Here is a 26,502-nt window from a genome sequence, read left to right on the forward strand (position 1 = left end):
GGAATAGATTGGAATAGATTGGAATAGATTGGAATAGATTGGAATAGATTGGAATAGATTGGAATAGATTGGAATAGATTGGAATAGTTTGCAAAACATCTCTAACTTAAATTCAACAGCAGCCTTTCATTCTGCAAGGTTTTTATAGATATTGAGGTTCGGGAAGCCTTGAGGATTCTAAGCTTGGGTCAAAAAAAAAAACAATACTCAACATACAGTATTTCTAAAGAAAAGCTTTGAGGTAGTAGTCTTCAATTTTTCAGTTCCCCAAAATTTCATTCGGGAAATACCTATTAAAAGTTTTAATCATAACAGTAATTTACATTGCCGGTCAAAAAAACTACATGTTTTGAAAAGTAAATAAAAAAAGCCTAAATGCTCACAGGGAGTGAGATTTAGGCTTTTGGGGTGAATGATGGGTCTCGAACCCACGACCTTCGGAACCACAATCCGACGCTCTAACCAACTGAGCTACAATCACCATTTTATTTTGCGAGTGCAAATATATGCGTGTTTAGTGTTTTATCCAAATATTTTTGTTGTTTTTTACAACAGATCTTCTAATGCATTAACAGCCAATAGCCTTTCTGTAGTAAATCCTTCTGCATATTCGCTATTTATAAGTCTGCCAAGGTCTGCTGCGCGGTATAAAATACTGTCTTTAAAATTTTTTGTAGCAATGGGTGTAACCGGTTCTTTACTGTCCGGATCATAAAACTGGGATTTATATGCCATTATTGATGACACTTTTATATCCATAAATCCCGTTACATCTACCACAAAATCGGGTGTAAGATTCTTCCATTGTATATAATGGTATACTGATCTAGGTCTCCAGGGTTGCTGCGGCATATTGTCCGATTCGGTTTCAATACGGCGGAGGCCGGAGAGAAAACACCCATCTGAAACCAGTTTACTACCTTTACCGTGGTCTATATGACGGTCTTCTACTGCATTGGCAATTACAATATCAGGCTGGTACTGCCTTACCTTTTTTATAATTTCCAGCTGGTGTGCTTCATCATTGATAAAAAAGCCATCGCGAAAGCGCATATTTTCCCGCAGGGTAACTCCCAGAATTTCACCTGCCCGGGCAGCTTCTTTATCCCTTATTTCAGCAGAGCCGCGTGTACCAAGTTCGCCCCGGGTGAGGTCTATAATTCCCACTTTTTTGCCTAAAGAGATTTCTTTTGCTATGGTGGCGCCACAACTAAGTTCTACATCATCAGGATGCGCGCCAAATACTAATATATCAAGTTTCATTTTATGTTTTGTTTCTGAGAGGCAAAGGTACAAAGTTTTGAAGTAACAAATCGGCAAAAGCAAAGGAGAACCTGGGTAAGGCCTGCTTTGGAATTGGACAGATGAGTTGCCTACAACACCCGGCGCATGGTCATACTTTTGTTTACAGTTTCAAAAAATTCCTTTTCCGGGTCGCTGTCTTTCGTAATGCCGCAACCAATAAAAAGTTGTGCCCTGCCCTCCCACAGCTTCATGCTGCGTAAGTTTACAAATAGATCTGTAGTGGGGTGACCGGTTTTAAAGTCATGGTTTAGCTCGCCCAAAAATCCACTATAGTATTCACGGTTATACCCTTCATTATGAACGATAAAATCCCGGGCTTCATATTTGGGTAAACCACAAACTGCGGGCGTGGGATGCAAAGCCATTATTATATTTTGCAATGTAGTATTGCCAAATGAAGCAGAAATATCAGTTTTTAAATGCACAATGTTGCCTGCCCGAAATGTATAAGGGGCTGAAATATTACTATTTCTGGTGACATTCTTAAGGATACTTACTATATAATCGGTTACAAACTGCTGCTCCTGCTTTTCTTTTTCTCCCCAAACCGCTTCTTTTTCAGCATCATACACTTGTGTACCGGCAAGAGCTACTGTTTTTAGCGTATCACCTTCAGTTTGTAAAAGCTGTTCAGGTGTTGCCCCCATCCACAATCCTGTTGAAGGGCTATAAAAACAATATCGGAAAGCATTGGGATAAAGTTGCAGCAGTGTGCTGAATATTTCGGTAATACTTTTCCTGGCTTCTACAAATTCAGTTCTTGACGTTACCAGTTTTTGAAAATTATCTTTTTTTATTTCTGCAACACTTTTTATAACCAGTGCTTCAAAATCTGCTTTGGCATTTTCGTTCACAGGGGGCAAACCCAAGTGTGAAATACCTACCGTTTTTACCTCTAAATCGTTCACATGAACCTGTGAATTTTTGTACGGAATGTGAACGATTTTACCATTTTGGAAAGGCGCAAACACAAAACCCGCCTCGCTAAAATCTTTTACTGTATTTTCTGAATCATCATCCTGAAAAACACCTATAAGGGTTGTGCTGCCCGGCTTTGCATATACTGCAAACGGTTTTTGGGATTTTAATTGTTCACTGAGTTTAGAGAGAATATCAGCCATTACTATATGGAGTGATGTTTTGGTTTATATGGAACCGCGCTTTTTATTGGGCAACACCATATTGGTAAGTTTACAAAGAGAGATAAGCCTGCCCTGCTCATCGGTTATGCGTATTTCCCATAAATGCAGGCTGCGGCCCTGGTGTATTATGCGGGCTGTACCCGTTACAATACCCTCGCGTTTGCTGCGCAGGTGGTTGGCAGATATTTCTATTCCGCGCACCTCATACAATTGGGGGTTAACAAATAATAATGATGCGGCACTGCCCACACTTTCTGCCAGTGCTACGGTAGCGCCGCCATGCAGTAAGCCCATAGGCTGGTGTACACGCTGGTTAACCGGCATTTGGGCTTCTAAAAAACCTTCGCCTGCATCGGTAAACACTATCTCTAACGTATCCATTAGGGTATTACGGCAAAAAGCATTGCACATTTTTAGGGCTTCTTCTTTATCAAAAGGCATAAAAAAAATTTTAGTAAAGGTACAAAATATGGCGGTAATCCAGATTTAATGCATTGCTGTTTGTATTGTAATAAACTAAAAAACGCTTAGCGGCGTTTAGATGGATAATGCTTTTTCATGTTTCAAAAATTTATATCTACTTTTACCAAAAATTGAACTATAACATGCGCCATCTCCTTTTATTTATATGTATTGGTTTTGTTTTATCATTAACTTCCTGCCGGGAAGACTTTGAGTTTGAAACCAGCCAGGAAAATCTTAGCTTTTCAAGGGATACCGTATACCTTGATACTGTTTTTAGTAATATAGGTTCCAGCACATATACACTTAAAGTATACAATAACAGTAATAAAGACATTAAAATACCCAGCATAAAACTGGCACAGGGCGAAACCTCAAAATACCGCATGATGATTGATGGCGATGGCATGGGTAGTGGCAGCGTTGCCGGAAAAATATTTAATAATGTAGAGCTGCTGGCTAAAGACAGCATGTTTATTTTTATTGAAACTACTATTGATTATAGTGAATATGCCAATAACGAAACTACCTTTTTATATACCGATAAAATTGAATTTGACAGTGGTACCAATTACCAGACTGTAGAACTGGTTACTTTGGTTCAGGATGCTATATTCCTTTATCCGCAGCGTAATGAAGAGGGGCTATATGAGGCTATAAGCATAAGCGAAGATGATGACACACTGATATATGGTTTTAACCTGGAACATGATGACCACAATGACGAATATGTATGGACAAACACCAAACCTTATGTTGTATATGGCTTTGCCGCTGTACCACCGGGGGAAACACTTACCGTTCAGCCCGGGGCACATGTACACTTTCATGCTGATAGCGGTCTGATTGTTAAAAATGGGGGCACACTAAAAATAGGTAACGAAACCGATGCGGGCATAGAAGAAAACCAGGTAATTTTTGAAGGCGACCGCCTGGAGCCTGATTTTGCCGATATACCGGGGCAGTGGTTCACCATATGGCTACAGGAAGGCAGTACCAGGCATAACCTTAACAACCTCATTATTAAAAATGCTACAGTAGGTATTTTAGCCGAAGGCCATGACGGCACAGATGAAACACTTAAAATGCATAATGTACAGATATATAACAACTCTAACGTGGGGCTTTTAGCTCGCAATGCACATATAACAGGTAACAATGTTGTTATTAATAATGCCGGGGAGGCTGGCCTTGCCTGTACACTAGGCGGCTATTACAGGTTTAAACAATGTACTTTTGCCAACTACTTTAACAGCTATAACCAGGTTCCTGTTATTGCAAATGATTACCAGTACGTATCTACCGATGCCGGAAACCAGCTTTATGTGAGTAATTTAGATTTAATTTTTGATAATTGCATACTATACGGCTCTGGCAACTATGGTATTTTATTTGAAAAACTAGATGACAGCACTACCATAAATGCAACACTTAACCATTGCCTGCTTAAATTTTCTGATTTTAGCCAGCAGTTTAGAAATGACCCTTTTTATCAATTTGAAGGTGGCGGCCTGGTTACATATACCGGATGCCTGATTGCTGAAAATTCTACAAACAATAATCCGGCATTTTTTAATCCGCAAAATAATGACCTTACTATAACAAAAGATGAATCTGCGGCACAAGGGCAGGCGGATGATGCCATTGCTGCACAAATACCGTATGATATTACCAATGTATTACGCACTGATGATCCTGATATTGGTGCCTATGAAAGCCGCGAAGTACCAGAAGAATAATTTGCAACAACTTCTTAGAAAAACACTATTTTTACATAACAACTTAAAAAACAATAATATGAAAAAATTATACGTAGTAGTTGGGGCAGTATTTTGCTTACTTACCAATAGTATAAATGCCCAGACAGATGCTGAAGCAAAAGCATGGGCAGAGTATATGGCTCCAGGTAAAAACCATGCCATAATGGAAAAAGAAACCGGCAGCTGGGATGCTAAAATGAAACTATTTACATCTCCTGATGCAGCACCGCAAGAATATACTGCCAATGTAGAGATTAACATGATTATGGGTGGCCGCTATCAGGAAAGCCGCTATAAAGGTACAATTATGGGAATGCCTTTTGAAGGTAGAAGTATTCTTGCCTTTGACAACGCTTCTAAAGAATTTAAATCTACATGGATAGATAACATGGGTACAGGATTGCTGGTATCTAAAGGAAAACTGGACATAAACAATAAAAGATTTGTTTTTGAAGGACAATCAACCGATCCTGTTGATGGTAAAACCATTACAACACGCGAAATTTATACACTTGTAGATGAAAATACACGCAAAATAGAAATGTTTGATACTAAAGACGGTAAAGAACATAAAAGCATGGAAATAGTACTTACAAGAAAAAAATAGTTTTTATTATATCTCGTTTGGATCCGGCTCTAAAGGCCGGATTTTTTTTATAATATAACAACGTGTAATACCTTATATAAAAACTCAACTTACTGTTAATTCTTTATATACTGCCTATACAACTCCTATACATTACACAAAATTCAGATAAACCACTCATAAACAACGGTTTTTGTTAAAAATATTACTCTAATTTTAGTAAAAATTTAAAAACCAGACAACCTTATGAGAAAAATTTATTTTTTGCTGGCAACATTGCTGGCATGTATTAGTGTAACAGCCCAGGATGGCTCCTTAGACACAAGCTTTAATGCTAATATACCCATAGATTCCGGAACAGTGAGTACTATGGACAATTCAGAAAACCCTATAGTAGCATATTCCGTTAGCAATACTCCGCCTGTAGTAAAAAAGTATAACAATACAGGCAATGCAACCTTAACTATAAATGGTTTTACTAATGGCTATATTTCGGCACTTTGCGTATTAAGTAATGGCGATATTGTAATTGGGGGCAGCTTTACCAATTATGCCGGAACAGGTCAAAACTACATTATCAAAGTATCTCCAACAGGGGTCTATTACAGTTCTTTCACTCCTAACATACCCTCTTCTCTTTATAATATACTGGTAATTAAAGAACAGCCGGGAACAGGAAAAATACTTATTGGAGGTATGTCAAATTCAGGCACTAATCTTATCTGCCTTAATGCAAATGGCACTACAGATTACACTTTTAATGCAGGAGGTACGGGAGTTGGCGGAACAACCCCTACAATTTATGACATTAAATTTTATCCTGATGGTAGTGTATTAATTGGCGGAAACTTTTCTACATACAACGGTTATACAAAACAAAAGATAGCACGTTTAAATTCAAACGGTACTTTAGATACTTCATTTAATGTTTCAGGGATTAACGGCACTGTTTTGGCTATAACACTTGATAACAATAATGCCGTACTTATAGGCGGTAATTTTACTTTTAGTGGCACCACACGCAAACATTTTATACGCGTAAATTCAAGCGGTGCACTTGATACTAATTTTGTTGACCCAACTATTACAAACCCGGGAGGCTCTGTAACCGATGTAAAAGCTGTTGCATCTTTAGACGATGGAAGTATACTGATAGGAGGTACATTTGGCACCACCGGGGGATTTAACAGGAGGGGGATTTCAAGGTTAGCTTACAGTGGCTATACACATTATTGCTTTAACTCTGATCCTGGCCTAGGCAACCCTTTCTCAAGGGTTCAGAAAATTTTTGTAAAACAAAATAAGGATTTTTATATCTGTGGAGATTTCCCTACTTATAACAATTATTCCCGTAAATCTATAGCGAGGCTTAAAGGAAAACCTTTAAACATCACTGCAAATAATGATAGTGGCACAGTAACTGTCGCCGGGGGTACAGCAGTAAGTAATGTTTTGGCCAATGATGTTCTAAACGGTTCACCCATTACATTATCAAACAATTCTTTAACCCAGATATCAAGTAGCAACACCGGTATATCATTAAATACTTCTACAGGCGCCGTTACGGTAGCAGCCAATACTCCGGCAGGTACATATACCCTTGTATATCAAGTTTGCAGTCAGGTAGCTACATGTACCTGCGATTCAGCAACTGTTACTATTACAGTAACACAGAGCATTACAGCAAACAATGATGTTTACCAAATGTTTGCAGGTAGTACCATAGGGGTTAGCGTACGCATGAATGATAATGTCAACGGGGTTCAGGCAACATCATCAAACTCTACTGTTTCTTTAGTTAATCCGCCTTCGGGATTTAGTTTTTCAACTTCAGGAAATCTTTCTGTAGCCGCTTCTGTAACACCGGGCATTTACACCCTTACCTATCAATTATGTGCTACCCCTAATAACACTTTTTGCGATACTGCTACTATAACTGTAAGCGTATTGGGTGTAATTAACGCCGTTGATGATACTGCATCTGCTGTAATAGGTGCTGGGTTGCAGTTTAATGTTTTAAGCAATGACACCTATTCCGGGGCTGCGGCAACAACATCAAATGTATATATATCATTAGTTACATCTGTACCATCGCCTATAACATTTAATACAACTACAGGCACCGTTACCGTACCCGCATCGGCGCCATCGGGCACTTATACATTTACCTATAAAATATGTGATAGCTTAAGCAGTTATAACTGTAGTCAGGCTACAGTTACCATAACAGTTGGCACACCTGTTATTATTGCCAATGATGATAATTTTATGTCGGTATGTCTAAATGGCCTTACAGGAGATACATCGGGAGATGTTACGGCTAATGACACCTTTAACGGCCAGCCTGTTAATGATAGCCAGATAACCATAACACTTATAAATGATGGCGGGTTAAACAATGTTACCATTAGCCCTACAGGTATTATTACTATACCGGCAAACACACCGTTTGGTACTTATGTACTGGATTATAGTATATGTTATACCTACAATGGCACATCGGTATGCGATACGGCCACAGTTAATATTTGTATAAATAACGGGCTCAATCCTGGTACGGGTGCTAACAATACTGTATTTGCTGTAGAACTGCAGCCTGACGGATATATATTAATAGGCGGGGCATTTACAACGTATAATAATGTGCCGCGTAACCGTATTGCAAGGCTTAAGCCGGACCTTTCTTTAGATGAAAGTTTTGACCCTAATGCTATAGGTTTTAATAATGTAGTATACAGTATTGCGTTACAAAGTAACAGGATTTTGGTGGGAGGACGTTTTACCGCCACTACAACCGGTGTACCAAAAAACTGCCTTGCCCGTTTATACCCGGATGGAAGCCTGGATAATAGTTTTGTGAATAATATATTCCAGATGAGCCCTGAATATCCTACTTCTATCCCGCAGGTAAATTGTATAAAATTTCAAAGCAATGGCGGCATAATAGCAGGCGGTAATTTTGATATGATAAATAACAGTCCGGGATTTACTAAAACTCAGGTTGCCCGTTTTAGTCCATCCGGTGTTTCTGATAATACATTTACATCAGCACTAATTGATAATATAGGCAATGTGTGGGATATGTATGTAATGCCAGATAATTCTATACTTGTGGGGGGTACTTTCCTCAAAGTTCCTTCCGGACTGGCTATACTATACAAAGTATCTGCAAATGGGGCATTTGATACAAGCTTTACTATAGGAAAACATATAGACACCAGTATTTACGAGAGGGTAAATGCTATTGAGCGTACCAGCAGCGGTCTTCTACTTGGAGGATATTTTGCTTCTTACAACCATGTTGGCCCAAAAAATATAGCTCAAATATCAGCTTCGGGCACTTTATTCCCTTTTTCATCGTTTAATCCGCAATTAAGTTCAAATGCTGGTATTAACTCAGTAGCTGTAGACCCAAACACATTAAAAATTATTGTAGGTGGAGACTTTACTTCTTTTAATAACAACAATACCAAACTTATAGCACGCTTAAACAGTAACGGCAGCTTTGATCCTTCTTTTGTTACGGGGGCAGGTTTTTATAATGACCCATTTACTAATGGCGCGGTAAGAAAAATAAAATTGCAGCCCGATGGTAAAATTGTTGTGGGCGGAACTTTTACAGCTTATAATAACAACCAGGCAAATTATGTAACACGCCTTGTACCTAACTCTAATCCGGTAATACAGGGCAGGCTTATGGCGCCACACAACGGCACCGCTGATGTTTCGGTCTCACCAAACCCCAGCAATGGCATCTTTAACCTAAACTTTACTAATTACGAAGAGCAGGAATTTGAGATGAGCATATTTAATACATTAGGGCAGCTTATTAAAACACAAAAAGTAAATACTGCCACAAACCTTCAGGTTGACCTAAGCAACCATCAGGCAGGAAATTATTTTATACGTCTTGTAAACAATAAAGAAACTATTACAAAAATAATAGTGGTTAAAAATTAAACCATATCATTATATAACAGAATCCCGCCGTTGAGCGGGATTTTTTTTATTGAAACCCCGTTTCAGAATATCAAATAATTGCTTAATTTTGCGCCTTTCAACAACATAACTATTCCGTATGATCCATTTCTTTGGAAACCAGACCAATACTGTTTTTGCGGTACAGGCGCAAAACGAGCTTTCGGCTGAAGACATCTCAAAACTAAACTGGCTTTTTGGCAACGCACATAAAATAGAGAAATCCGCCCTGACGGATTTTTTTGTTGGCCCGCGTGCCGCCATGATAACCCCCTGGAGTACTAATGCCGTAGAAATAACCCAGAACATGGGCATTACAGGCATTATCCGTATTGAGGAATTTTTTAAGACAGAAGAAGGTTTTACAGATTTTGACCCGATGCTATCGCAAAAATACAACGGGCTAAACCAGGATATTTATACCATAAATATTCAGCCCGAACCCATAATAGAAATTGATGATATTGAGGCATATAACGAAAAAGAAGGGCTTTCGCTTAATCCGGAAGAAGTAGAGTACCTGAATAACCTTTCAGAAAAACTGGGCAGGAAACTTACCGACAGCGAAGTTTTCGGCTTCAGTCAGGTAAATTCAGAGCACTGCCGCCATAAAATATTCAACGGAACGTTTGTAATTGATGGTGAGGAAAAACCATCTTCGCTTTTCAAACTGATCAAGAAAACAAGCCAGGAAAACCCTAACGATATTGTATCAGCTTATAAAGACAACGTAGCCTTTATAAAAGGGCCGCGTGTGCAGCAGTTTGCACCAAAAAGCGCAGATAAGCCTGATTTTTATGAAGTAAAAGATTTTGATTCGGTTATTTCAGTAAAAGCCGAAACCCATAACTTCCCCACTACGGTAGAACCTTTTAACGGCGCTGCTACGGGTAGCGGTGGAGAAATTCGCGACAGGCTGGCCGGCGGGCAGGGATCATTACCGCTTGCAGGTACAGCAGTGTATATGACAGCGTATTCACGCCTGGAAGCCGACAGGCCCTGGGAAAAAGGCATGGCCGAACGCAAATGGCTGTACCAGACACCTATGGATATATTGATAAAAGCCTCTAATGGTGCTTCTGATTTCGGTAATAAATTCGGGCAACCGCTTATTGCGGGTTCTGTACTCACGTTTGAACACGAAGAAGCCAACCGTAAGTTAGGCTTTGATAAAGTGATAATGCTTGCCGGTGGTATTGGCTATGGCAAAGAAAACCAGGCAGCAAAGAAAAAACCGCATGAAGGTGACAAGATTGTAATACTGGGCGGTGAAAACTACCGTATTGGTATGGGTGGCGCAGCCGTATCCTCGGCTGATACGGGAGAATTCAGCAGCGGGATTGAGCTTAACGCGGTACAGCGCTCTAACCCGGAAATGCAAAAGCGTGCCGCCAATGCCGTACGCGGCATGGTAGAGAGCGACGAAAACCCTATTGTTTCTATACATGACCACGGCGCAGGCGGCCACCTGAACTGCCTGAGCGAACTGGTAGAGGAAACCGGTGGGCTTATAGACCTTGACAAACTTCCGGTGGGCGATCCTACCCTTTCGGCAAAAGAAATTATCGGCAACGAAAGCCAGGAGCGTATGGGGCTTGTTATCGGGCAAAAGGATATAGATACCCTGCAACGTATTGCCGACCGAGAGCGCAGCCCAATGTATACCGTGGGTGATGTTACCGGAGACCACAGGTTTACTTTTGAAAGTAAGACTACAGGCGCCAAACCAATGGACTTCGCCTTAGAAGACATGTTTGGGTCATCGCCAAAAACTATAATGACAGATAAAACGGTTGCTGCTAACTACAGCGGCCTTGAATATACCCAGGAAAATATACACCAATACCTTAACCAGGTGCTACAGCTTGAGGCCGTTGCCTGTAAAGACTGGCTTACCAATAAGGTAGACCGCTGCGTGGGCGGTAAGGTAGCCAAACAGCAAACCGCCGGGCCGTTACAGCTTCCGCTTAATAACGTGGGCGTTATGGCGCTGGATTATGCCGGGAAAGAAGGTATAGCCACCACCATAGGCCACTCGCCTGTTTCGGCGTTGGTAAACCCTGCTGCGGCAAGCCGCACGGCTATTGCAGAAGCCCTTTCTAATATTGTTTTTGCACCACTCAAAGACAACCTGAAAAGCGTATCACTTTCAGCTAACTGGATGTGGGCGTGTAAAAACGAGGGTGAAGATGCAAGGCTATACGAAGCGGTTGAAGCCTGTTCAGACTTTGCCATTGAACTGGGCATCAACATACCAACAGGTAAAGATTCGCTTTCAATGAAGCAAAAATACCCTGATGGCGATGTAATTGCACCAGGTACCGTAATTATTTCGGCTGCGGGTAACTGTAATGACATTACCAAAGTGGTAGAGCCGGTACTAAAACGCAACGGCGGTAACATTTACTACATTAATCTGAGTAACGACAGCTTTAAGCTGGGCGGTTCGAGTTTTGCACAGGTATTAAATAAAGTGGGTAACGATGTGCCTACCATTACCGATGCCGCTAAATTTAAAACAGCATTTAATACCATACAGAAGCTTATTAAAGACGGTAAAATTGCTGCCGGGCACGATATAGGCAGTGGCGGACTTATTACTACCCTGCTGGAAATGAGCTTTGCCGAAGTAAACCTTGGCGCGGAGTATGACCTTACCGCACTTGGAGAGGCCGATACCGTAAAAGTTTTATTTGCTGAAAATATAGGGCTTGTAATACAGGCTGAGTCGGCAATAGAAGAAACACTTACAGCCAATAGCGTTAACTTTGCTAAAATAGGCCAGCCGAAAGAAGGCGCTTCAGTCACTATTAAAAATGCAGGTACCAGCCTTACGTTTGATGTAGCCGAAACCCGTGATACCTGGTTTAAAACGTCGTATTTATTAGACCGTAAACAAAGCGGCGAGCAAAAAGCCAAAGAGCGTTATGTAAACTACAAATCGCAACCGCTGCAATATAAATTCCCCGGTCATTTTACAGGCAGGCTAACGGCGCGCTGCGAGGGCGAAAGGCCAAAGGCAGCTATCATCCGCGAGAAAGGCTCTAACTCAGAGCGCGAAATGGCAAACGCCATGTATCTTGCCGGTTTTGATGTAAAAGATGTACACATGACCGACCTTATCAGCGGGCGTGAAACCCTTGAAGATATACAGTTTATAGGCGCTGTAGGGGGTTTCTCAAATTCAGATGTACTGGGATCGGCCAAAGGCTGGGCAGGTGCGTTTTTGTATAACGAGAAAGCCCGTACGGCTTTGGAAAATTTCTTTAAGCGCGAAGACACTCTTTCGGTGGGTATCTGTAACGGCTGCCAGCTGTTTATAGAGCTTGGGCTTATTAACCCCGACCATGAAGAAAAACCGCGTATGCTGCATAACGACAGCCACAAGCACGAAAGCGGCTTTACCTCGGTTAAAGTACAGGAAAACAACTCGGTTATGCTACGCTCACTTGCAGGCAGCACGCTGGGGGTATGGATAAGCCACGGCGAGGGTAAGTTTGACCTGCCGTATGACGAAGATAAATACAGCATTGTAGCAAAATATGCCTACAACGGATACCCTGCCAACCCTAACGGCAGCCATTTTGATGTTGCCATGATGAGCAGTAATGATGGCCGCCACCTGGTAATGATGCCACACATAGAGCGCTCTATGTTCCAGTGGAACTGGGCGTATTACCCCGAAGGCCGTAAAGATGCCGTTAGCCCTTGGCATGAGGCGTTTGTAAATGCAAGGCTGTGGCTGGAAAATAAATAGACGTTAAGACTAAGATGATATGATAGACGCCTCTGGAAACAGGGGCGTTTTTTATTATAATTTCTTACCTTTACTATCAAGCCTACCCAATTACAATTATTATGAACAAGCTATTGCTTCTACTTATTATTACTACCTTCAGAATCTATTCACAGGAGTTTAACATACCTGAAATAAAGTTTCAATCAAAAAATGACACCCTTAATTATGTTAAGCTATTAGACCTGAAAGATAGTAATGCCCTTATTATAAAAGCAGGATATACCAACTACTGGTATGGTGGGACAAATTCGGACTTTTTGATTTACAATAATGACGGTAGCATTGAAAAATATAAAGCGTTCTTTTCTTTTAAAGGAGAAAGGAAAATTAAAAAAATAAAAGTTCCTAAACGAAAATATAAACATTACTGGAAATTTATAAAAGATTATGCCATTGATAGTCTTGTGGCGATCGACACCAGAAAACTTAACATACAAAAATGGACGGATGAAAAAGGTGTTATCCAAACTAGAAGTATTGATGATGGCACAAATATCAAATTTGAAATTTTAAGAGATAACAATTATTCTAAATTTGAATCCTATTCCGCTGAATATTTTATAGCAGAAAAGGTACCTGGTTTTGAAGAGCGAAAAAAATTTGTGTTGCTTGTAAATAAATTTGAAGAAATTTTTGATAAGTAACTTCCCCCCGCTGGCGCGAGCATCCTTGCTCGTGCCATAATAACAAGGGTGCGAGCGTGACGCTCGCACCAGCAAAAAACATAAACCAACCCCATGAAAACCACCCTATACCTCGCTTTACTCATCCTTACCACTACCCTTACCTACGGGCAGTGCGATGCCCTTATAAAAATTACACAGCAGGAATTTGAGCAACATTTTGTACAGGGCGATACTGTGCAGCCAAGCGCTGGCTTTGTAAAAGAGGATAATGAGGTACACATACCTGGTATTGATCATCCTTATACCGACTGGTATGAAGACGGTGTTATGGTATATGAGCCTGTCGGTAAAATTTTTAATGATTTTTATGTACTGGAGATGATGGATGAAATAAAAGACAGTTACTATCTCATCCGCCCGGAGCCTTATTCGTTTACAGAGGTTACAGGCTACCCGTATATGTACGGCAATTACATTCTCGCCATAGAAAGTCCGCATACCGATTATGATAATAGCCTGGAAGTATGGGAGTTTAAAAATGGCACATTTAAGCTTTGCAAAAAAATCGGGCTTACCGCCTGCGGCATTCAGGATGTGCTACAGTCATATATCAAAAATAAAACAGCTTATATAAAAACATACTACTCCCAACAACCGCAATATTACAAGCTGAAGTTTTAGGTTACAGTCCCTTTTTAAATTCACAATTTTGTGGTTAATATTATATTTTTTCCCTAATTTGCATAGTAAAATTATAGCAAATAATTATGGACACCGTAACCCGCCTGTTTGACTTCCCCTATTACCAACTGGAAAAATATAATTTAAAAGAGGCCTTGGTAACCAAATACGGAGACAAATGGGTCCCAACCTCAACGCAGGAATATATAGACAAAGCCAATACGATTTCGCGCGGGCTGTTGCGAATGGGCATAAAAAAAGATGATAAAATTGCTATTATCTCCCACAATAACCGCACCGAGTGGAATATAGCCGATATTGGTATACTGCAAACCGGGGCGCAAAACGTGCCGGTATATCCTACCATATCCGAAGAAGATTTTGAATATGTGCTAAACCACTGCGGCGCCATATACTGCATTGTATCTAACGAGGAACTGTACCAGAAGATAAATTCGGTTAAAGGCAACTTGCCGAACCTGAAGGAAATCTATTCTTTTGAAGATGTACCTGGCTGCAAAAACTGGAGTGATATACTGGAACTGGGGAAAGACGACAGCAACCAGCAGGAACTGGAAGACATTAAAAAGTCGGTTAAAACCGATGACCTTGCCACGCTTATCTATACCAGCGGCACCACTGGCAGGCCAAAAGGGGTAATGCTTTCGCACAAAAATATAGTTAGTAATGTATTAATGAGCGAAGAGCGTGTACCGTTTGAAAAAGGTAAAAGTGTGGGCCTCAGTTTCCTTCCCGTATGTCATATTTATGAGCGTATGATACTATATATTTATCAGTACGTGGGGGTATCTATTTATTTTGCAGAAAGTATAGAAAAAGTAAGCGCCAACATAAAAGAAGCCAAGCCGTATGTAATAACATCAGTTCCCCGCCTTATAGAAAAGGTGTATGATGCTATTATTGCCAAAGGCAGCGAGCTAACAGGTATTAAGAAAAAATTGTTTTTTTGGGCCGTAGAACTTGGCCATAAATATGAACCTTACGGGGCAAACGGCCCCTGGTATGAGTTCAAACTAAAAATTGCCCGCAAGCTTATTTTCAGTAAGTGGAAAGACGGGCTTGGCGGTGAAATCGGTCTTATTGTAAACGGCAGCGCGGCAATACAGCCCCGCCTGGTACGGGTATTTACCGCTGCAGAAATCAACCTTATGGAGGGCTATGGCCTTACAGAAACCTCACCTGTTATTGCGGTAAACGATATGCGCAACCACGGTTTCAAAATCGGTACCGTAGGAAAGCCGCTTAAAGGCGTGGAGGTAAAAATTGCCCAAGACGGGGAGATACTTACCAAGAGTGACAGCGTGATGATGGGGTATTATAACGACCCGGAGAAAACAGCCGAGGTTATGACCAATGGCTACTTCCATACCGGGGATATTGGCGAGGTAGACGATGAGGGCTTCTTAAAGATAACCGACCGTAAAAAGGAGATGTTTAAAACCTCTGGCGGTAAATATATTGCCCCGCAGCTTATAGAAAATGCCATGAAGCAGAGCCGTTTTATAGAGCAGGTTATGGTAGTGGGCGAAGGCGAAAAAATGCCAGCCGCAATCATACAGCCTGATTTTGCTTTTGTAAAATCGTGGGCAGCGCGCAAGGGTATTTCCGTAAGCAGCAATGAGGATATCGCTAATAATAAGGAGGTAAACGACCGCATTAAGCAGGAAGTGGATGAAATCAACAAGAAATTCGGCCACTGGGAGCAGGTAAAGCGGTTTGAGCTTACCCCCGAAGCCTGGAGTGTAGAAGGCGGCGAAATGACCCCTACCCTTAAACTGAAACGTAAGGCTGTAAAAGAAAAGTACAAAAAGCTTTACGATAAAATATACGGAGGGGATAAATAGCTTTTTTAGTATTTTAGATTGTTTAATGATTCAACTTTATGATATTATAAAGCAGCTTTAGGGCTGCTTTTTTTTAGACCTGAATTTTAATTCTAAAAGCTTTATACGTAACTTTATCGAACCCAATACCAGTACCAATGAACCAACAGGAAATTGTCCGCGCCGTGCAATGGAAAGACCTCAAAAGTCTTTCCGTAAAAGAGATGCTTATTGAAAATAACCTTACCATACCCTGGTTTATTATTTCCATAGCCCTGGCCTACTGTGGATATTATTGGGCGGCACTTCCGTTTTCGGCATTCTTTTTCCTTACCGGGTTGCGGCAGGTACACAACGGTTTCCATAATTCATTGGGTACCAATAAATTTTTAACCTGGCTTTCATTATATCTCAACAGTATATTGATGCTGGTTTCTATACATGCCGTAAAATTCAATCACATAAGGCACCACAAATACTGCCTGGGTAACGAAGATTATGAGGGTAAATCGGCAGCTATGAGCTGGTATGGCGCTATACTGTATGGCCCTGTACATATGTTCCTTATCCATAAGGTAACGTGGCAGCTTAGCAATAAAAACTATCGGCGCAACATGCTCCTGGAACTGTTTTCTATAGCTCTGTTTTGCGGTATTGTGTTTTATTTGAACATCCACTGGCTTATTTACCACATTATAGTTATGCTTGCCGGCGAATTTTTAATGGCGTTCTTTGCCGTGTGGACCGTACACCACGATACGCATGACCATCCCGAATTAGCCCGTACTCAGCGCAGTGGCTGGAAGAACAAATTAACCTTTAGTATGTTTTACCATCTGGAGCATCACCTCTTTCCTGCCGTACCTACCATAAAACTGCCCGAACTCGCCCGCCGAATTGACGAAGCACTGCCCGAAATAAAAAAGAAACAAACATTCTAAATGAAAAAGGGCGTTTTATTGATAGCGGCTGTTTCTGCCATTGTATTATTACTGGCGTTTACACCGTCATTTAACAGCAGTGATTCAAATTTTATCACTTACACCGCCAACCCGTCAACCGAAAACATTGTCCTGTATTATAAAGATGGTAACGGCAAACGCATCGGAAGTCTGGGCAACCTGAAAAAGCATACAGAAGCTAAAGGTAAAAAATTGCAATTTGCCATGAACGGGGGCATGTTTCAGGAAGATTTTTCGCCGGTGGGTTGTTATATAGAAGATGGCCAACTGATTAATAAGGTTAACACCCGTAACGCCAGCGGCAATTTTTACTTAAAGCCTAACGGAGTATTTTATGTAACTAAGGATAATAAAGCAGCAGTTTGCCAAACAGAAGATTTTAAGCCCTCGCCCAGCATACAATATGCCACGCAAAGCGGCCCTATGCTAGTCATAGATGGTAAAATACACAGTGCTTTTAAGGACGGATCAACATTTGTAAATATTCGCAACGGTGTGGGTATTTTACCAAACGGCCAGGTATTGTTTGCCATGAGTAAAGCAAAAGTAAACCTGTATGATTTTGCCATGTACTTTAAAAACAAAGGCTGTAAAAATGCATTATATCTGGATGGTTTTGTTTCGCGTGCCTATGCACCTACTGAAAACTGGCCACAAACAGATGGCAATTTTGGTGTGATGATTGGAGTAACAAGCAAATAATTATGAAAACCCTGCTGATTTTATTACTATTATCTACTTATTCTTTATTCGCACAGAATAAAGACACAAACTGGGTTTACGTTGATAGTATTAAAATTAACGCTAAAAAGATATTTATTAACCCCGAAAATATAAAAAGTGTCCGGGCAGAGCAATTACCTGTAGATACTTTATATACATCACACAAAGCCGGAATAATACATATTGAGCGTAAGAGGCATAACAAACTAATCTGCATTAAAGACCTTATTACAAATTCGGAAAGCTTAAAAAATGAGCCTATTGTAAATATAGTTATCAACGGAAAATTAATAGAACAACCTGAAAAATATTTTATTGAAGAAGAAGCCATAGAAAAATTAAAAATTCTTACAACCAGTCCTTCTCTAAAGAATAGTCATTTATGGCATACCCCTACCCTTATCTTCTCCACAAAATAATATTGCTCAGCAATATTAAAAATTTTAGTACCTTGTAAAGGGGTATGTGGCACATATCATAAAAATCACAATTATTTTTTAGCAACATCCCAAAATTTGTTTACAATTTAATATGCATGCATAATAATATTTTGTATATTTGAAGGTATCTATATGAAAGAAAAAACGATTGATTATATACTGAGGGCTACATGGCAGGCAGTATCCAGGATGTATAATGAAGAAGCTTCTAAATATGGCGCCAGCATGTCGGTTGGGTTTGCACTGCTTAGTATTGATAAAGAAAATGGCATATCCAGTACCTCACTTGGTCCACAAATGGGTATGGAACCCACAAGCCTTACCCGTACCCTGAAAAGTATGGAAGAAAAAGGGCTTATCGAGCGGAAAAAAAATCCAGTAGACGGCCGTGGTGTTATTATCCACCTTACGGAACTGGGCAGGGAAAAGCGGGATTTGAGTAAAGACAGGGTACTTACCTTTAATGAAGTAATAAAACAACACCTGCCACAGGAAAAACTGGATGCCTTTATAGAAGTAGCCGAAAAGATAAACGAACTGATAGCCGAACGCCAGATTTTTAATGATGAAGGCGGCTCGTAATAAATATAAAACAACAACTATAACCTGGCCTTAGCTGCGTAACAGCAGGCATAGCACCCGGGTAGTAAGAAAAACAAGAAAAACAAATGAAACGCACTATTAAAAAGGCAGCCGTTATTGGCTCCGGCGTTATGGGTAGCGCCATTGCAGCCCATTTTGCCAATATTGGTGTAGAAGTACTGCTGCTGGATATCCCGCCAAGGGAATTAACGGAAGCAGAACAGAAAAAAGGCCTCACACTTGACAACAAGGTTGTACGCAACCGAATTGTTAATGAGCACCTAGCCAACTCACTTAAAAGCAAACCCTCCCCTATTTACCACCAAAAATTTGCAAGCCGCATATCAACCGGCAATACCGAAGATGATATGCATAAAATAGCAGAAGCCGACTGGATTATTGAAGTGGTAGTAGAAAGGCTTGACATTAAGCAAAAAGTATTTGAACAGGTTGAAAAATACCGTACACCCGGCACACTAATAACCTCTAATACTTCCGGTATTCCTATTCACTTTATGAGCGAAGGCCGCAGCGAAGATTTCCAGAAACATTTTTGTGGCACCCACTTTTTTAATCCCCCGCGTTACCTTAAACTTTTCGAAATAATCCCCGGCCCTAAAACCGACCCTCAAGTACTGGCTTTCCTTAATAATTATGGAGAGCAGTTCTTAGGCAAAACTTCGGTTGTGGCAAAAGATACCCCTGCCTTTATTGGTAACCGTATTGGTATCTATGGCATCATGAGTTTGTTCCACCAGGTTAAGGAAATGGGGTTAACTGTAGAAGAAGTGGATAAATTAACCGGCCCGGTAATCGGCAGGCCAAAATCGGCTACCTTCCGCACGGTTGATGTGGTTGGGCTTGATACTTTGGTACATGTTGCCAACGGCATTTATGAAAATTGCCCTGATGACGAACAGCATGAACTGTTTAAACTGCCGGATTTCATCAATACCATGATGGAAAACAAATGGTTGGGCAGTAAAACCGGACAGGGCTTCTATAAAAAAGTAGATAAAGACATACTGGCAATGGATCTTGATACGCTGGAGTACCATCCGCAGAAAAAAGCTTCTTTTGCTACATTAGAACTAACAAAAACTATTGACAAGCCTATTGACCGCTTTAAGGTACTGGTAGGTGGAGAAGATAAGGCGGGTGAATTTTACCGCAAAAATTTTGCAGGCACGTTTGCCTATGTAAGCCACCGTATCCCTGAAATTACAGACGACCTGTACAAAATAGACGATGCGATGAAAGCCGGTTTTGGATGGGAAAATGGCCCTTTTGAAATATGGGATGCTGTTGGGGTTGAAAAAGGGCTTGAACTCATTAAAGCCGAAGGGCTGAATGGCGCATCTTGGGTGCAGGAAATGCTGGATGCCGGCATTAAAAATTTCTATACCGTTAAAGAGGGCAATACGTACTATTATGATATTGCCTCTAAATCACATAAAAAAATACCGGGACAGGATGCATTCATTATACTGAACAACATCCGCGAAAGCAAAAAAATATGGAGCAACAGCGGTGCTATTATAGAAGACCTTGGCGATGGTATTATTAACCTGGAGTTCCAGAGTAAAATGAACACCATTGGAGCCGGGGTGCTGCAAGGCATTAATAAAGCGATAGACTTAGCCGAAAAAGAATATGACGGGCTTGTAATTGGTAACCAGGCAGCTAATTTCTCGGTAGGAGCCAACCTGGGCATGATCTTCATGATGGCGGTTGAGCAGGAATATGATGAGCTTAACATGGCTATTAAAATGTTTCAGGACACCATGATGCGCGTGCGTTATTCGTCAATCCCTGTAGTGGTTGCCCCACATGGCATGACACTGGGTGGTGGCTGCGAAATGAGCATGCATGCCGATAAAGTGGTGGCTGCTGCCGAAACCTATATTGGCCTTGTAGAGTTTGGCGTTGGGGTGATACCCGGCGGTGGCGGCTCTAAAGAAATGACAGTACGTGCCGCAGATACCTGGCATAAAGATGATGTAGAGCTTAATGTACTACGTGAATATTTTTTAACCATAGGTACTGCAAAAGTATCAACTTCAGCTTATGAAGGTTTTGATATTGGCGTGCTGCAAAAAGGCAAAGACGTAGTGGTGGTAAACAAAGACCGCCAGATTGCCGAAGCCAAGAAATATGCTAAGATATTAGCCGAAGCCGGATATACACAACCTGTAAAACGTAATGATATCAAAGTACTGGGCAAACAGGCACTGGGTATGTTCCTTGTAGGGACTGACAGTATGTATGCCGGTAATTACATAAGTGAGCACGATAAAAAAATTGCCAACAAACTGGCATGGGTTATGGCAGGTGGTAATTTGAGCGAAGCTACTTTGGTTAGTGAGCAATATCTATTAGACCTTGAGCGTGAAGCCTTTTTATCGCTTTGCGGAGAGCGTAAAACCCTTGAACGTATTCAGCACATGCTAACTAAAGGGAAACCGTTACGTAATTAATTTATTTTGAATGTTGAATTATAAATTTTAAATGGCCTAAGCAAGATTCAACATAATTCAGAATTTAAAATTCAAAATTTAAAATAATGAAGACCGCATATATAGTAAAAGCATACAGAACCGCTGTGGGCAAAGCTCCAAAAGGTGTGTTCCGATTCAAAAGGCCGGATGAACTGGCCGCTGAAACCATTCAGTATATTATGAAAGAGCTTCCACAGCTTGACAAAACCCGTATAGACGATGTTATTGTGGGTAATGCCATGCCGGAAGCCGAACAGGGGCTCAATTTTGGGCGTTTTATATCGCTTATTGGGCTTGATACGGTTGATGTACCCGGCGTAACTGTAAACCGTTACTGCGCCAGCGGACTGGAAACTATCGCAATGGCTACTGCTAAAATTCAGAGTGGTATGGCCGACTGTATTATTGCAGGGGGCGCAGAAAGCATGAGTTATATACCCATGGGTGGTTACAAACCGGTTCCCGATTATAAAATAGCCAAAGAAGGCCATGAAGATTATTATTGGGGTATGGGGTTAACTGCTGAAGCAGTAGCTAAAAAATATAAGGTAAGCCGCGAAGACCAGGATGAATTCGGTTTCAAATCGCACCAAAAAGCATTAAAAGCACAGGCAGAAGGGAAATTTGACAAACAGATTGTACCCATAACCGTAGAGCAGGTGTATGTTGATGCCAACGGCAAAAAAGCTACAAAATCATACACGGTTACCAAAGACGAAGGCCCGCGCGCCGATACGTCTTTAGAAGCGCTTGCAAAACTGCGACCGGTATTTGCTGCCGATGGTAGCGTTACTGCCGGAACCTCGTCCCAAATGAGTGATGGCGCTGCCTTTGTTATGGTGATGAGCGAGGCTATGGTTAAAGAGCTTAACCTTGAACCTATCGCAAGGCTTGTGAGCTATGCACCCGCCGGTGTAGAGCCACGTATTATGGGTATAGGTCCGGTAAGGGCTATACCAAAAGCATTAAAGCAGGCGGATATGAAACTTGAAGATATTGAGTTAATAGAACTAAACGAAGCCTTTGCATCGCAGTCGCTTGCCGTAATACGTGAGTTGGGGCTTAACCCTGACATTGTAAACGTAAACGGGGGTGCCATTGCATTAGGACACCCGCTGGGTTGTACAGGGGCAAAGCTAACTGTTCAGTTACTGGATGAAGCTAAACGCCGCGGTAATAAATATGGCATGGTTACCATGTGTGTAGGTACCGGGCAGGGTGCAGCAGGGGTGTTTGAGATACTTTAATTATTTTAAATGATGAATTTTAAATTTTAAATGTATGAAAGATAATATTATAGCTGTCAGAACTTTTGACTTTGCATTAAATATTATTAATCTTTATTCTGAATTAAAAAAAGAAAATGAATTCATCATTTCAAAACAATTGTTACGAAGCGGAACAAGCATTGGTGCCAATGTAGAAGAAGCTATCGCTGCACAATCCAGGAAAGACTTTATTAGCAAGATGGCAATAGCGTCTAAAGAAGCAAGGGAAACAAAATATTGGTTAAGGCTCTTAGACAAGTCATCTCTTACTAATATAACTGTTTCTGATTATTTGAATGAAATCGAACACATTATAAACATAATTACTAAAATAATTAAAACCACACAGCAAGCTAAGCCTGCATCATTGCAATAAATTCAAAATTTAAAATTCATCATTTAAAATAATAAAAATGTCAGAAATAGCAGATATAACCCGCGGCGGCCAGTTTCTGGTTAAGGAAACCAAAAGCGAAGATGTATTTACTCCCGAAGATTTTTCGGAAGAACAGATTATGATGCGCGACACGGTTAAAGAATTTATAGATCGTGAGGTATGGCCGTATAAAGAACGTTTTGAAAAGAAAGATTATGCCTTTACCGAAGAAACCATGCGCAAAGCCGGCGAACTTGGCTTTTTAGGTATAGCCGTGCCGGAAGAATATGGCGGTATGGGTATGGGCTTTGTAAGCACCATGCTGGTTTGCGATTACATCAGTGGGGCTACAGGCTCATTTTCAACAGCATTTGGCGCCCATACGGGTATTGGTACCATGCCAATTACCCTTTACGGTACAGAAGAGCAAAAGCAAAAATATGTGCCCAAACTGGCAACAGGCGAATGGTTTGGCGCGTATTGCCTTACCGAGCCGGGTGCAGGCTCTGATGCCAACTCCGGAAAAACAAAAGCGGTATTGAGCGAAGATGGCAAATATTATAAAATTACAGGCCAGAAAATGTGGATATCTAATGCAGGTTTCTGCAACCTGTTTATTGTATTTGCCCGTATTGAAGACGATAAAAATATAACCGGGTTTATTGTAGAAAATGACCCTTCTAATGGCATAAGCCTGGGCGAGGAAGAACATAAGCTGGGCATACGTGCCTCTTCTACCCGCCAGGTATTTTTTAATGAAACAAAAGTGCCTGTAGAAAATATGTTAAGCGAGCGAGGCAACGGTTTTAAAATTGCCATGAATGCGCTTAATGTAGGCCGCATTAAACTTGCAGGAGCGTGTCTTGATGCCCAACGCAGGATAATTGACGGAAGCGTAAAATATGCCAACGAAAGGGTACAGTTTAAAACTCCTATAGCAAACTTTGGTGCTATACGTGCTAAGCTTGCTGAAATGGCAACCAGTGTTTATGCAGGCGAAAGCGCCTGTTACCGTGCTGCCAAAAGCATAGAAGACCGTATTGAAGCACGTATGGCCAACGGTGAAAGCCACCAGGATGCCGAGCTTAAAGGTGTAGAAGAATTTGCTATTGAATGTTCTATACTAAAAGTTGCCGTGAGTGAAGACCTGCAAAACTGTAGCGATGAAGGCATACAGATTTTTGGGGGAATGGGCTTTAGCGAAGATACGCCTATGGAAAGTGCCTGGAGGGATGCGCGTATTGCCCGTATATACGAAGGAACAAACGAAATTAACCGTATGCTGGCAGTAGGCATGCTTGTTAAAAAAGCCATGAAAGGCCATGTAGATTTGTTAGGCCCTGCTACCAAAGTTGGCGAAGAACTTATGGGTATTCCATCGTTTGATATTCCTGACTACTCTGAACTGTTTGCTGAAGAAAAAGAAATGATTGCTAAGCTTAAAAAGGCATTTTTAATGGTTGCCGGCAGCGCTGTACAAAAATACGGCCCTGATTTAGACCAGCACCAGATGTTGCTCATGGCAGCGGCAGATATACTTATAGAAATATATATGGCGGAGTCAACCATACTACGCACAGAAAAGTTAGCTAAGGCAAAAGGCGAAGAAAACGCCAAAGAGCAAATTGCCATGGCAAAACTTTACCTGTACCATGCCGTTGACCTTGTAAATACAAAAGGTAAAGAAGGTATAGCATCATTCTCAGAAGGTGATGAACAGCGCATGATGCTTATGGGGCTTAAGCGCTTTACCAAATACAACAACTTACCTAATGTAGTAGCGCTTCGTGAAACTATTACTGCCAAAATTGTTGCAGAAAATAATTATCCGTTTTAAATAAAAATAATTTTATATTTTTAGTGGAGAAACCGCTTTGAAATATTTTCAAAGCGGTTTTTTAATGCGGTAATTTATTTTTTAATAAACCATAAAGGTAAGTACCCAGTAGTGCTCCGATAAATATAATACCTACAGCCAAAAATCCTGCACCTATCAATATAAATATAGGCCCTGGGCAGGTGCCTACAAGCCCCCAGCCTAACCCGAAAATGAGTCCGCCGATAAGGTAATTTTTATATCCCTTAGTTTTGTCCGGTATTACAATAGGCTGCCCGGTAATGTCTTTTATATTATTACGTTTTATAAGCTGTATGCCAATAACACCCACTACTACTGCCGTACCTATTATACCATACATGTGGAACGACTGAAAATGGAACATCTCGTAAATGCGGTACCATGATACGGCTTCACTTTTGGTTAGTACAATACCAAATACCAACCCTACTAATAAAAATTTTATAAACTTCATGATGCTTTTAATTAAAGATTAAGGGTAACAAAAACCAGCTCATTATCAGTCCGCCAATAAAAAAGCCAATTACTGCTATAAGCGATGGCAACTGCAAATTACTCAGCCCTGTTATGGCATGGCCCGATGTACAACCACCGGCATAGCGTGTGCCAAAACCAACTAAAAGGCCGCCAAGCAATAATATTCCCCATACTTTAGGAGATTGCAATGCTTTGGCAGAAGTAAAAGCATCTGGCAGTAGTTTACCCTGCGGGGCATCAATATGCATGTGCTGTAATTCGGTTACCGTTTGTGGGTTTAAAATAACACCGCTGTCATCGCTTAAAAAAGTAACGGCTATCCACCCGCCAAGGGCAGCACCAAGCACTACAACAAGGTTCCAGCGCTGCGCTTTCCAGTCAAACCGGAAGAAATCTGAGGTTTTACCTGCCCCCAACACACTGCACATAGTGCGAAGGTTAGATGACATACCAAAGGTTTTACCAAAATATATAAGCAATAACATAATTGCCCCTATTAAAAAACCCGACACATACCAGGGCCAGGTACCGTAAAAACTATACATAAAATAAAATTTTGTACAAAAATAGTGTTTGTAGGCGTTAGATATAACAAAAACAAACATTTATTAGATAAAGCATTTGCCCCCTTACCGCAAAATTATTTTTATTTTTGGGATATAAAATCAAAGCCATGAAAAACCTGTTTTTATCACTGCTTATAGTTACTGCCGTATCGTGTGTAAGCACGCGCAATACCATAAAAAATATAAATGACAGCGCCCAGATGCCGCCATTAACACCCGAAAGAAATTATGTAATAACGAAAATAAGCAGTCAAATGAAATATGGCTATGATGAGGATTACCCTGTTAACCTTGGTTTTTTGCCGCTTGGCACAGCAGATATAAGTGTAAAACGATATTTTAATTCGCTGTCTGGACCCAATGGCGAAACCCTGAGTTATAAGAAACTGGAAAGCTGCTGCCCCTTCCCTACCGAAAAGTTTAATGCCGGCGCAGGACTATTAGATGTTTATGAGGTAACATGGGAAGGGCTAAAAGAACCTAAGCATATTTATATCAATATTTATGAAAAAGGAGCCATAATAGCGCCAAAGGGTTTCGGAATAAGAAAAGTACTATAATACCTTATG

At 40.8% G+C, this 26,502-nt stretch carries 21 protein-coding genes and 1 tRNA gene; 16 read left to right on the forward strand and 6 right to left on the reverse strand.

Going from position 1 to position 26,502, the window contains the following annotated elements; all coding sequences use genetic code 11:
• Positions 1 to 404 precede the first annotated feature (404 nt).
• The 4 genes from ABS766_RS04330 to ABS766_RS04345 form a co-directional block, all read right to left on the reverse strand.
• Positions 405 to 481, reverse strand: a tRNA-His gene (locus ABS766_RS04330).
• A 65-nt stretch (positions 482 to 546) separates the two neighbouring features.
• Positions 547 to 1,263: a bacillithiol biosynthesis deacetylase BshB1 gene (bshB1, locus tag ABS766_RS04335; protein WP_408083897.1), complete on the reverse strand. Its 717-nt coding sequence runs from the start codon at positions 1,261 to 1,263 to the stop codon at positions 547 to 549.
• Positions 1,264 to 1,373: 110 nt separating this feature from the next.
• Positions 1,374 to 2,426, reverse strand: a complete 1,053-nt coding sequence (locus ABS766_RS04340) for an isochorismate synthase (RefSeq protein WP_408083898.1) — start codon at positions 2,424 to 2,426, stop codon at positions 1,374 to 1,376.
• Positions 2,427 to 2,450: 24 nt separating this feature from the next.
• On the reverse strand, positions 2,451 to 2,888 hold the full coding sequence (locus ABS766_RS04345; protein ID WP_408083899.1) for a PaaI family thioesterase: 438 nt from the start codon (positions 2,886 to 2,888) through the stop codon (positions 2,451 to 2,453).
• A 164-nt stretch (positions 2,889 to 3,052) separates the two neighbouring features.
• On the opposite strand from ABS766_RS04345, the gene ABS766_RS04350 reads away from it, so the two are divergent.
• The 15 genes from ABS766_RS04350 (at position 3,053) to ABS766_RS04420 (ending at position 24,869) form a co-directional block, all read left to right on the forward strand.
• The gene (locus tag ABS766_RS04350) at positions 3,053 to 4,648 is read left to right on the forward strand and encodes a hypothetical protein (protein ID WP_408083900.1); all 1,596 of its coding nucleotides are present in this window, start codon (positions 3,053 to 3,055) and stop codon (positions 4,646 to 4,648) included.
• Positions 4,649 to 4,706: 58 nt separating this feature from the next.
• Entirely contained in the window at positions 4,707 to 5,276 is a 570-nt protein-coding gene (locus tag ABS766_RS04355) for a DUF1579 domain-containing protein (protein WP_408083901.1), read from the forward strand.
• Positions 5,277 to 5,501: 225 nt separating this feature from the next.
• Positions 5,502 to 9,215, forward strand: a complete 3,714-nt coding sequence (locus ABS766_RS04360; protein WP_408083902.1) for a T9SS type A sorting domain-containing protein — start codon at positions 5,502 to 5,504, stop codon at positions 9,213 to 9,215.
• Between the two features lie 118 nt (positions 9,216 to 9,333).
• Complete coding sequence (gene purL, locus ABS766_RS04365) at positions 9,334 to 12,990, forward strand: phosphoribosylformylglycinamidine synthase (protein WP_408083903.1); 3,657 nt, start codon at positions 9,334 to 9,336, stop codon at positions 12,988 to 12,990.
• A gap of 101 nt (positions 12,991 to 13,091) precedes the next feature.
• The gene (locus tag ABS766_RS04370) at positions 13,092 to 13,676 is read left to right on the forward strand and encodes a hypothetical protein (protein ID WP_408083904.1); all 585 of its coding nucleotides are present in this window, start codon (positions 13,092 to 13,094) and stop codon (positions 13,674 to 13,676) included.
• 93 nt (positions 13,677 to 13,769) lie between these two features.
• The gene (locus ABS766_RS04375; RefSeq protein WP_408083905.1) at positions 13,770 to 14,339 is read left to right on the forward strand and encodes a hypothetical protein; all 570 of its coding nucleotides are present in this window, start codon (positions 13,770 to 13,772) and stop codon (positions 14,337 to 14,339) included.
• A gap of 86 nt (positions 14,340 to 14,425) precedes the next feature.
• Positions 14,426 to 16,204 carry an AMP-dependent synthetase/ligase gene (locus ABS766_RS04380; protein ID WP_408083906.1) on the forward strand — a complete coding sequence of 593 codons (1,779 nt, stop codon included), beginning with the start codon at positions 14,426 to 14,428 and terminating at the stop codon, positions 16,202 to 16,204.
• Between the two features lie 137 nt (positions 16,205 to 16,341).
• The gene (locus ABS766_RS04385; RefSeq protein ID WP_408083907.1) at positions 16,342 to 17,124 is read left to right on the forward strand and encodes a fatty acid desaturase family protein; all 783 of its coding nucleotides are present in this window, start codon (positions 16,342 to 16,344) and stop codon (positions 17,122 to 17,124) included.
• A complete protein-coding gene (locus ABS766_RS04390; protein WP_408083908.1) occupies positions 17,125 to 17,847 on the forward strand; it encodes a phosphodiester glycosidase family protein in 723 nt (240 codons plus the stop codon).
• 2 nt (positions 17,848 to 17,849) lie between these two features.
• Positions 17,850 to 18,287 carry a hypothetical protein gene (locus ABS766_RS04395; RefSeq protein ID WP_408083909.1) on the forward strand — a complete coding sequence of 146 codons (438 nt, stop codon included), beginning with the start codon at positions 17,850 to 17,852 and terminating at the stop codon, positions 18,285 to 18,287.
• 153 nt (positions 18,288 to 18,440) lie between these two features.
• Entirely contained in the window at positions 18,441 to 18,890 is a 450-nt protein-coding gene (locus ABS766_RS04400) for a MarR family winged helix-turn-helix transcriptional regulator (RefSeq protein ID WP_408083910.1), read from the forward strand.
• Positions 18,891 to 18,976: 86 nt separating this feature from the next.
• Positions 18,977 to 21,367 carry a 3-hydroxyacyl-CoA dehydrogenase/enoyl-CoA hydratase family protein gene (locus ABS766_RS04405; protein ID WP_408083911.1) on the forward strand — a complete coding sequence of 797 codons (2,391 nt, stop codon included), beginning with the start codon at positions 18,977 to 18,979 and terminating at the stop codon, positions 21,365 to 21,367.
• A gap of 86 nt (positions 21,368 to 21,453) precedes the next feature.
• The gene (locus ABS766_RS04410) at positions 21,454 to 22,635 is read left to right on the forward strand and encodes an acetyl-CoA C-acyltransferase (RefSeq protein WP_408083912.1); all 1,182 of its coding nucleotides are present in this window, start codon (positions 21,454 to 21,456) and stop codon (positions 22,633 to 22,635) included.
• A 34-nt stretch (positions 22,636 to 22,669) separates the two neighbouring features.
• Positions 22,670 to 23,032, forward strand: a complete 363-nt coding sequence (locus ABS766_RS04415) for a four helix bundle protein (RefSeq protein WP_408083913.1) — start codon at positions 22,670 to 22,672, stop codon at positions 23,030 to 23,032.
• A 37-nt stretch (positions 23,033 to 23,069) separates the two neighbouring features.
• Positions 23,070 to 24,869, forward strand: a complete 1,800-nt coding sequence (locus tag ABS766_RS04420; protein ID WP_408083914.1) for an acyl-CoA dehydrogenase family protein — start codon at positions 23,070 to 23,072, stop codon at positions 24,867 to 24,869.
• Positions 24,870 to 24,930: 61 nt separating this feature from the next.
• On the opposite strand, the gene ABS766_RS04425 is transcribed toward ABS766_RS04420, so the two are convergent.
• Both ABS766_RS04425 and ABS766_RS04430 read right to left on the reverse strand, forming a co-directional pair.
• Positions 24,931 to 25,344 (reverse strand): DUF6691 family protein, encoded by a 414-nt coding sequence (locus ABS766_RS04425; RefSeq protein ID WP_408083915.1) that lies wholly within the window; start codon positions 25,342 to 25,344, stop codon positions 24,931 to 24,933.
• Between the two features lie 7 nt (positions 25,345 to 25,351).
• Positions 25,352 to 25,912, reverse strand: coding sequence for a YeeE/YedE family protein (locus tag ABS766_RS04430; RefSeq protein ID WP_408083916.1), 561 nt, complete (start codon positions 25,910 to 25,912; stop codon positions 25,352 to 25,354).
• A 128-nt stretch (positions 25,913 to 26,040) separates the two neighbouring features.
• Between ABS766_RS04430 and ABS766_RS04435 the strand changes: the two genes are divergently transcribed.
• Complete coding sequence (locus ABS766_RS04435) at positions 26,041 to 26,493, forward strand: 2-dehydro-3-deoxyphosphooctonate aldolase (RefSeq protein ID WP_408083917.1); 453 nt, start codon at positions 26,041 to 26,043, stop codon at positions 26,491 to 26,493.
• Positions 26,494 to 26,502 lie beyond the last annotated feature (9 nt).

Origin of the sequence: Flavobacterium rhizosphaerae (assembly GCF_046000445.1) — a bacterium.
GTDB classification, from domain to species: Bacteria; Bacteroidota; Bacteroidia; order Flavobacteriales; family Flavobacteriaceae; genus Flavobacterium; species Flavobacterium rhizosphaerae.